This window comes from Polaromonas sp. JS666 (assembly GCF_900103405.1).
Classification (GTDB): Bacteria; Pseudomonadota; Gammaproteobacteria; order Burkholderiales; family Burkholderiaceae_C; genus Polaromonas.
In genome coordinates this window covers 509,869-519,461 of record NZ_FNHX01000005.1, presented here as the reverse complement: position 1 = coordinate 519,461, position 9,593 = coordinate 509,869, and the positions used below count along the sequence as shown (strand labels likewise).

The window sequence follows — 9,593 nt, the reverse complement described above, 5'->3', positions numbered from 1 at the left end:
CGCTTCCGCCTGAAGCTGCGGGAGAGGGCTTGCTCATGGACGGTATCAAGAAAGGCTGCCCTGCTTGCGGCCGAACAGGACGCGAAACAGGGCTTTGTTTATTGAATTGACTTGGTTTGATGGCCGGGTCTTGCTCCGGCCTTGCGCGCTCCTGCCTCCTCCTCCTTCCTCTTCTTGGTTCAGCTGGCCGGGTCTCGCCCCGGCAGGCGAGGCACTTTTGGCGAAACCCGCAAAGCGGGTTTTCTTTGTTCGCCAAAGGCGCGCTACGCGCGCGGGGTTTGCTCACTTCGCGCAGCGAAGTTACGCAAACACCAAAAGTACCCAAAAGAAAGGCGACCCGCAGTCTGGGTCCCCTACGCTTCGCTACGGGGCAACCTGAGGTGCTCGAGCCAAGCGGGGTCTGGCTAAACTCGCTACGCTGCGCTTCGCTCAGACAACGCCAGCCCTTATCCGCTTGTCTCTGCGCTCCTCGGCCCAGCCAGGACGGGGCAATCGGGAACGGAAACCGAATACCAAAAGACAAAGAAGACAAATACAAACAAGGACACGCCATGGCGTGTCCTTGTTGTTTTAGGTATTCAGGATTTTGTCTTCGGCTGTTTGGTATTCCTGTCCCCACCCCTTCTGGATGCGCCGAGGAGCACAGGGCCAGACGGATCAGGGATCGCGTTGTTTGAGCGAAGCGCAGCGTAGCGAGTTTAGCGAGACCCCGGCTGGACCGAGCACCGCAGGTTGCCCGTAGCGAAGCGAAGGGACGCAGCAAGTAGGGTCGCCTTTTCTTTTGCTTACTTTTCTTTTGGCGAAGCAAAAGAAAAGTGAGTAGCTGCCGGGCTACCCCCGGCCAGCTGAACTAAGAAGAGGAAGGAGGAGGATGAGGAGGAAGAGCGCGCTCAGCCGGAGCAAGACCCGGCCACAAGAACCTCAGAACCGATAAGCGAGTTCTGTCCACATCCGCATGGCGTCGGGCGCCTTGACCAGCTCAGGCGCAGTCCCCAGCGGCGAGGCCAGGTAGGCCCGGGCTCGCCACTGGTTGTAGCCACTCCAGTCGAGGCCGACGCCGGCGCCGCTGAAGGTGGCGGTGTTGGTGCCGGCCGTCCAGGGACGCTGGTTGACCTTGAGGTAGGCCCCGTCCCAGAAAGCCAGTGCCTGCAGCCTTCCGCCGCCGACCGCGCCCAGGTCGTAGCGCAGCTCTACGCTGCCGCGGTAGCCCGCATCACCCGACAGTGCGCTGACATCGTAGGCGCGCACGGAATAAGGCCCACCCACGGACATTTTTTGCGAGGAGTCGAGATTGGTATTGGCCCACTGGCCGGCCCAGGACACATACAGCGAGCCCCTGTCTCCCCAGCGCTGCAGGCGGGAGAAGTTCAGGTTGGTCTTGGAAAACCAGCCTTCTGTTCTTGCGCTGGCCGCATCGCTCAGCCGGGCTTCCGCGACGTCAAAACCCAGCCGGCCGCGGGTCCATGCCAGGCTCCAGGTGTTGATGCCGCCGGACAGCAAGATGTCGCGCCAGTCTCCGCTCAGGCTCGAAGTCCAGCTGCCCAGGTGCCGGTCCGTCTTCATGCCCGCCATGTCGATGCGCTCGCGCAGCTGCAGGTTGTCGTACTGGACCTGGCCGTAAACATTGGCCGCCTGGCTGCGCAGCAGCGGATGCCGGCCCCAGAGGCTTTCGGTTTCAGCCGAGCCATGCGCGCCCAGCTCCTGCAGCGATCCGCCGATTTTGTAGTTCAGCATGGAATAGGCGGCCCCGCCGCGCGTGCCCTGCCCGTTCAGCAAGGATTCGTAGCTCACCCGCCCGTAGTTGACCCCGGAGCCCGAACTCAGGCCGCCCACGCCCAGGACGTCGCCGCGCCGAAAGGGGTTGTTGAAATACACCGTGCCGCCCAGCCGGCCCCTTCCGGTGAAGCTGTTGCCGTAGTCGTCCAGCGCCAGGTTGCCGGAGACCGCCTGGCCTGGCGTGACCTGGATGCTCAGGTCCGAGCTTCCCAGGCCGTCGCCGGGCCTCAAGGTGGCCTGCACCAGCACGCCGGGGATGTCCGACATCAGCAGCAGGGACTTGTCGAGCAAGGCCTGCTCCACCGCTTGCCCGCCCTGCAGCGGCGCGGCCGTGGCCTGCAGCAGCACGTCGTTCACGCGCGTCTGGTTGTCTATGCCGACCTTGCCGTAGCGCGCCTCTATCACCAGAAAGCGCACAACACCCGACGAGATCACCTGAGCGGGCACCACGGCGCGCGCAAAGCTTTGGCCCCGGCCTCGGTAGTACCTGCTGATGCGGGTCGCCATTTCATCGAGCTGGTCCAGCGTCAGGCGTTTGCCTTCCGCATCGGCCACCAGCCCATGCAAGGTGTCGGTGTCGACCAGGGTGTTGCCGAGTATCTTGATCGAGGTGACGTCCACCGACACCGCGGGGCGTTCGGGCGGCGGCGGTGTGTTGTCTTCTTTGTTGAGGGCCGGCCCTTCACCGCGGGGCGGCGCGGGAAACGGCTGCGACGGCTGGACCTGCTGCAGGATGGTGCCGATATCGACGGGCAGCGGATCGGCCGCGTGGGCCGCGAACAGGGGTGCGGCAGCCAGCAGCAGTGCTGCGTGCTTCGCGGATGTATGGCATTTCATGAAATAGCTTCCCTGGAGCGGCCGGATCATTTCCGGCCTGCCGGCACGGCGTTCAGCAGCTGGACGCCGCCGTCAACAATGTGCAGCCAGGGATCTTTTTTGCCGCTGGGGCCGGGCAGGTCCACTTCCAGCCCCTCCCCGCCTGATGAGGCATCGACGCTCGCGCCACGGGTGACTCTGAGGATGGACGAGGCCTCGAGCGAGCCGGACTTGGAGCGGTCCGTCTCCAGGGCCTGCTGCGCGGCGGTGTGAATGAGATCCTCCGCCGATCCCCGTCCGGACGTCGCCGAGGGCGCCGAGGGCGCAGTGGCGGGGGCGGGCACCGGCGCGGCCGGCAAGGGCGTGATGGAGGCGGTCAGCCCGGCGGGCTGCACCACCGTGTAGTTGCCGGCATCGGCACCGCTCAGGGTAAAGCCGGTCACGGTCACGGCCTTGCCATTGCCCACGTTCGGGTCTGCAAAATTCCCGTGGCCGCCACCGACGCCGACCACATCGCCTGCCAGGGCCGCGACGGCGGCGGTGCCGCCCAGGGTGGCCACGGTCGTGCCGTCAAATACCTTGTTCTGGGCATTCACCCCGGTGACGGCCAGGGTGGCGGGCGTGATGTTCGCCGTGACGCCGCTGGGCTGCGCGATGACGTAGTTGCCGGCATCGGCACCGCCCAGGGTATAGCCGGTGACGGTGACGGCCTTGCCATTGCCTACATTTTTGTTGGAGAAGGTGCCGCTGCCGGTGCCGCCCACAGTCACGACATCAGCCCCCAAGGCAGTGACGCCGGCCGTGCCGTTCAGCGTGGCGGTGGTGGTGGTGTCGTAAACCTTGTTGTTGGCACCCACACCGGTCACGGCCAGGCTGGCAGGTGTGATGTTGGCCGTCAGCCCCGTGGGTTGCACCACGGTGTAGTTACCGGCGTCGGCGCCGCCCAGCGTGTAACCGGTGACAGTCACGGCCTTGCCGTTGCCCACGTTTTTGTTGGCAAAGCTGCCGCTGCCGCCGCCAACCGTCACCACATCGGCGCCCAGGGCCGCAACGCTTGCCGTGCCGTTGAGCGTGGCCGTGGTGGTGGCGTCGTACACCTTGTTGTTGGCGCCCACCCCCGTGACGGCCAGGCTGGCCGGTGTGATGTTGGCCGTGACCCCCGTGGGCTGCGCTATGGTGTAGTTGCCGGCGTCGGCACCGCTCAGCGTATAGCCGGTGACGGTCACGGCCTTGCCGTTGCCCACATTCTTGTTGGCGAAGTTGCCGCTGCCGGTGCCGCCCACGGCCACCACGTCGCCGCCCAACGCCGTGACCGCCGCCGTACCGCTCAGCGTGGCGGTGGTGGTGGTGTCATAGACCTTGTTGTTGGCGGTCACGCCTGTGACGGTGATGCTGGCCGGCGTGATATTCGCCGTCAGCCCCGTGGGTTGCACCACGGTGTAGTTACCGGCGTCGGCGCCGCCCAGCGTGTAACCGGTGACAGTCACGGCCTTGCCGTTGCCCACATTCTTGTTGGCGAAAGCACCGCTGCCGCCGCCAACCGTCACCACATCGGTGCCCAGGGCTGCAACACTTGCCGTGCCGTTGAGGGTGGCGGTCGTGGTCGTGTCATAGACCTTGTTGTTGGCGCTCACACCAGTGACCATCAAGCTCGCCGGTGTGATATTGGCGGTGAGCCCCGTGGGCTGCACCACGGTGTAGTTGCCGGCATCGGCGCCACTCAGCGTGTAACCGGTGATAGTCACGGCCTTGCCGTTGCCCACATTCTTGTTGGCGAAGTTGCCGCTGCCCGTTCCACCCACCGTCACACTATCGCCGCCCAAGGCCGTGACGCTGGCCGCGCCGTTAAGCGTGGCCGTGGTGGTGGCGTCATAGACCTTGTTGTTGGCGCCCACACCCGTGACCGTCAGGCTGGCGGGGGTGATGTTGGCCGTCACCGCCACAGGTTGCACCACGGTGTAGTTGCCGGCGTCAGCTCCGCCCAGCGTGTAACCGGTGACAGTCACGGCCTTGCCATTGCCCACATTCTTGTTGGCGAAGGTGCCGCTGCCGGTGCCGCCTACAGTGACGGTATCGCCACCCAGAGCGGCAACGCTGGCCGTGCCATTGAGTGTGGCGGCGGTGGTGGTGTCATACACCTTGTTGTTCGCGCCCACACCCGTGACCGTGAGGCTGGCGGGGGTGATGTTCGCGGTCAGCCCTGTGGGCTGGACCACGGTGTAGTTGCCTGCGTCGGCCCCGCCCAGCGTGTAGCCCGTGGCGGTCACGGACTTGCCGTTGCCCACATTCTTGTTGGCGAAGGTGCCGCTGCCGCCGCCAACGGTCACCACGTCACCCGCCAGGGCCGTGACGGCCGCGGTTCCGCCCAGCGTGGCGGCGGTCGTGGCGTCGTAGACCTTGTTGGTCGCGCTCACACCCGTGACCGTCAAGCTGGCAGGCGTGATATTGGCGGTCACTGCCGTGGGCTGCACCACTGTGTAGTTGCCCGCGTCGGCGCCACCCAGCGTGTAGCCGGTGACAGTGACCGCCTTGCCGTTGCCCACATTCTTGTTGGCAAACGTCCCGCTGCCGACCCCGCCCACGGTCACGACATCGCCGCCCAAGGCTGCAACGCTGGCCGTGCCATTGAGTGTGGCGGCGGTGGTGGTGTCGTAAACCTTGCTGTTCGCGCCCACACCCGTGACCGTGAGGCTGGCGGGCGTGATGTTCGCCGCCAGCCCAGTGGGTTGCACCACGGTGTAGTTGCCGGCATCGGCACCACCCAGTGTGTAGCCGGTGACAGTGACCGCCTTGCCGTTGCCCACATTTTTGTTGGCGAAAGTGGCGCTACCGCCGCCAACAGTCACCACGTCGCCGCCCAGGGCCGCGACGACGGCCGTACCGCCCAGCGTGGCAGCGGCCGTGGTGTCGTAGACCTTGTTGTTTGCGCTCACACCAGTGACCGTCAGGCTGGCAGGCGTGATGTTGGCGGTCACACCCGTGGGCTGCACGACTGTGTAGTTGCCCGCGTCGGCGCCGCCCAGCGTATAGCCCGTGACGGTCACAGCCTTGCCATTGCCCACATTCTTGTTGGCGAAAGTGCCGCTGCCCGTCCCGCCCACGGTCACGACATCGCCGCCCAAGGCTGCAACGCTGGCCGTGCCATTGAGTGTGGCTGCGGCGCTCGCGTTGTACACCTTGTTGTCCGCACCAACGCCCGTGACCGTCAGGCTGGCCGGGGTGATGTTGGCCCTGACACCGGTGGGCTGCACCACGGTGTAGTTGCCGGCATCGGCACCGCCCAGCGTATAGCCAGTGACATTGACCACCTTGTTGTTGCCCACGTTTTTGTCGACAAACCGGCCGCTGCCGCCGCCCACTGTCACCGTGTCACCGGCGATTGCCGTGACGCTGGCCGTGCCATTGAGTGTGGCTGCGTCGCTGGCGTTGTATACCTTGCTGTCCGCGCCCACACCGGTGACTGTCAAGCTGGCTGGTGTGATGTTCGCCGTCCCCGTGGGCTGAACGATGACATAGTTGTTGGCATCGGCGCCGCCCAGGAAGTAGTTGGTGCCGGTGACGCTCTTGCCGTTGCCCACGTTCTTGTCGACGAACATGCCGACGTTGCCGCCGCCCACAAGCACCACATCAGTGCCCAGGGGCGTAACGGTCGCGGTGCCATTGAACGTGGTGGCACGGGTGCCGTCATACACCTTGCCGGCCGCGCTCACGCCGGTGACAGCGAGGCTGGCCGGTGTGATATTTGCCGTCAGCCCCGTGGGCTGCACCACGGCATAGTTGCCAGCGTCAGCTCCGCTCAACGTGTAGCCGGTGACAGTCACGGCCTTGCCATTGCCCGCGTTCTTGTCGGCGAAGGTGCCGCTGCCCACGCCGGTCACGCTCACCGTGTCACCGGCAATGGCCGTAACGCTTGCTGTTCCGTTCAAGGTGGCGCCCACGCCGGCGTCGTACACCTTGTTGGCTGCGCTGATGCCCGTGACCACCAGGTTGGCGGGATTCACGGTCAGAGTGCCATTGGCGTAACTGATGTCGTAGCCCTGCTGATTGGAATACAGGCCCGACGCCGTCACCGCATAGCTGCCGGCATTGACCGCCCCCTGGGCGTTTCCGCCGAAGCTGATGGTTCCCGACAAGCTGCCGCAGGCCACGCTGGAACAACTGATGCCGGTTCCGCCATTCCAGGCCAGCTTGTCGTAGGTCTTGCTGGTGTTGCCGACGGTGACCGTGACCGGCGTCATCAATGACTTGAGCAAGGGACGGCCGTGCCCGTCATAAATCCGCCAGACGTTGGCCAAATCCCAGTTCGGGTTGACGTTGCCGTTGGCGGCCGTGGCTGAGTTGAAATTGGCCTGTTGCTGCATCTGGGCCGTGGTCATGGCCGTTCCGCCGCCCGCGCTGGTGGCCTGCCCGGTCGTCGTACTGTCCCAAAAACTGCCGCTGATCGTTCCGGCCGTCTGGCTCCCTACCAAGCCGCCCACGCTGCCGGCGGTGCCCGTCACCTGCCCGGCGGCGTAGCTGTTGCTGATGACACCGCCGCCATTGCTCATGTCGCCCACCAGCCCGCCTGTCTTGGTGGTGCCGGTGACGGCGCCCGTGGCATAGCTGTTGCTAATGCTTCCGCCGCTGCCGCTCCACAAGCCAACCAGGCCGCCGTTGGTATCGCCGGAGCCGTTGACGGTGGCACTGGAATAACTGCTGCTGATGGTGCCGACATGGAGCATGTAGCCAACGAGTCCGCCGGCAGCCTGACCGCTGGTTACGGTACCGGTGGAATAGCTGTTGCTGATGTCACCCTGGTTGTACCCCGCCAGCCCACCGGTGAAAACCGATCCATTCACATTGCCTGTCGCGTAGCTGTGGTCGATTTTGGAGTTGCCGCTGGTGCCCCCCACCAGCCCACCGGCGTCGGCGCCTCCGGTCACGTTCGTGCTGGCGTAGCTGTTGCTGATGATGCCGTCGTTCCATCCCGCCAGTGCACCGGTATCGCTGTTGGTACTCCTGACTGAACCGCCCACCAGGCCGACATTGCGGATAACGCTGGCCGAAGAGGTGGAACCGAACAGGCCGGTGAACCGCGTCGTTCGGTCTATGGTGAGGCCGGTAATGGTGTGGCCCAGGCCGTCAAAAGTACCGTAAAAACAATTGGGGGTGCAGCCGCTGTTGCCTGTTCCGAGGGGCGCGAAGCCCGCACCGCTGTTCCAGGTGCTGGTGGGCGCGGCATTGATGTCGGCCCCCAGCACATAGCGACCGCCGAGGTTGCCGCTGATCCCCTGCAAATCGGTGCCGCTGGTGCTGCCGGCTGTGCCGACGTCCGTGATCACGGTATAGGCCAGGGTGGCGCCGGTGCTGCCTCGTTTGGTGCTGAAGTTGTTGCCCGCCGGCAGGTTGACCTTCGCGCCGTTGTTGACGTTGTACGAGCTGCCGGCGCCGTTGGTGGTGCCCTGGCCGTATTCCAGCGCCAGCTTGCCCGTACCCGAGGCGTTGAGATTGGCGTTGATGTTGATGTTGTTCTGCGCGTTGAGCGTCAGCTGGTTGGCGCTCCAGCTCACCGCGTCGTTGACATTGACGTCGCCCGCCGTGCCCGTGGCGCCGCTGCTGCTCTGGATAACGACGTTGCCCGCGCCCAGGTTGGTGCCCAGCGCGGCGCCGGTGATGTCCCCGCCCGAGGCGGCGACGGTGAAATTCACCGGATCGATCAGCCAGGTGCCGCTGTTGCCGGCGGGGGCCGCCGTGGTGATCCTGGCGTCGTTTGCAATCTTCACCTGCGCGCCCGAGGTTTCGATAAAGCCGCCGTTGCCGCCGTTGGGCGCCGAGGCGTCCAGCGTGCCCGCAACCTTGGCAGTGCCGGCGGCCATGCCGCCCAGCAGGATGATGGTGCCGTTGCGGTTTTCCACGGTGCGCGCCTGTATCACCCCGCTGTTGTTGACCACGCTGGCCAGCAGCGAATCCCGGGCGCCGGCGCTCAGGAACACCTGGCCGCCGTCGGCCCGGATCAGCCCGCCGTTTTCGGCCAGGCTGTTGAGCACGCTCTGGTCGACCACGACCTTGAGCAGCTGGTTGTCCTGCAGGGTCAGGGTGGCCGCGCTGCCGGCCGCCAGCGCCGCACTGCCCTTGGGGGTGTTGATGCTGCCCTGGTTGCGCACCGTGTTGCCGATCAAGGCTATATAGCCGCCCGGGGCCGCATTGAGGGTGCCCAGGTTGACCACGCTGCCCGGGCCGCTGCCGCTGAAAGTGCGCTGGGCACTGCCCAGGTCCGCATCCTTGACGTCCAGCGTGGAGGCGACCAGCCCGCCCACATTGACCTGGGCGCCGGCACCGAAGAGCACGCCGTTGGGGTTGATCAGGTAGACCTGCCCGTTGGCATTGAGCTGGCCCATGATCTGGCTGCCCTGGGTGTCCAGGATGCGGTTGACCGCGATCGCGCTGGCCGAGGGCTGCACGAAGTTGACGCTTTCCTGCGCGCCGACGTTAAAGCTCTTCCAGTTCAGGGAGGCGTTCTGGCTGGACTGGGTGATGGTGGTGTTGGCCCCGCTCTGGGAGATGCTGGCCGCGCCCGAGGTGACTTGCCCGTCCACCGGCCCGGCCTGGGCGGTGGCCGCCCCTAGCAGCAAAACCGCCGTTGCGGGTTTGCGCAGGGCCCATCGGCCTGCCGCGCGGCCGGCGGCCCGGCCCAGCGCGTCAAGAAATGGCGGAGCCGCGAGGGCCTGCTGGCCAATTCTTGTTACAACTCCTGCAGTTTTTGCGCTGCCCATCGAATTTTTTTTGTGCATTTTTCACACTCCGCAAGACCCCCTTTGTCAGTCGATTGAAAGAGAAGGGTCGGTCGAAGTGATGGTATGCAGAAAGGAATCGCAGCAGATCAGCTCAAAAAAAGATCTTTTTACGGTTAATAGAAACGGTTCCGGGTCGGAGCTTTTTGTTTCAAATGGTTACCTCTTTGGTTGTAACATTTGATCGCAATGCTGTTGTAAAAAACACACAGCTACAAACGGCGAAGTGGC

At 65.1% G+C, this 9,593-nt stretch carries 2 protein-coding genes; both read right to left on the bottom strand.

What is annotated here, in order from left to right; all coding sequences use genetic code 11:
* Positions 1–921: 921 nt before the first annotated feature.
* Complete coding sequence (locus BLQ85_RS15970) at positions 922–2,613, bottom strand: ShlB/FhaC/HecB family hemolysin secretion/activation protein (protein ID WP_074578200.1); 1,692 nt, start codon at positions 2,611–2,613, stop codon at positions 922–924.
* Between the two features lie 26 nt (positions 2,614–2,639).
* Entirely contained in the window at positions 2,640–9,362 is a 6,723-nt protein-coding gene (locus BLQ85_RS15965; RefSeq protein ID WP_083336879.1) for a YDG domain-containing protein, read from the bottom strand.
* Positions 9,363–9,593 lie beyond the last annotated feature (231 nt).

Bases quoted from the DNA above. Each gene is read 5' to 3' on its own strand.
- BLQ85_RS15970 (WP_074578200.1), bottom strand. From the start codon at position 2,613: ATGAAATGCCATACATCCGCGAAGCACGCAGCACTGCTGCTGGCTGCC.
- BLQ85_RS15965 (WP_083336879.1), bottom strand. From the start codon at position 9,362: ATGCACAAAAAAAATTCGATGGGCAGCGCAAAAACTGCAGGAGTTGTA.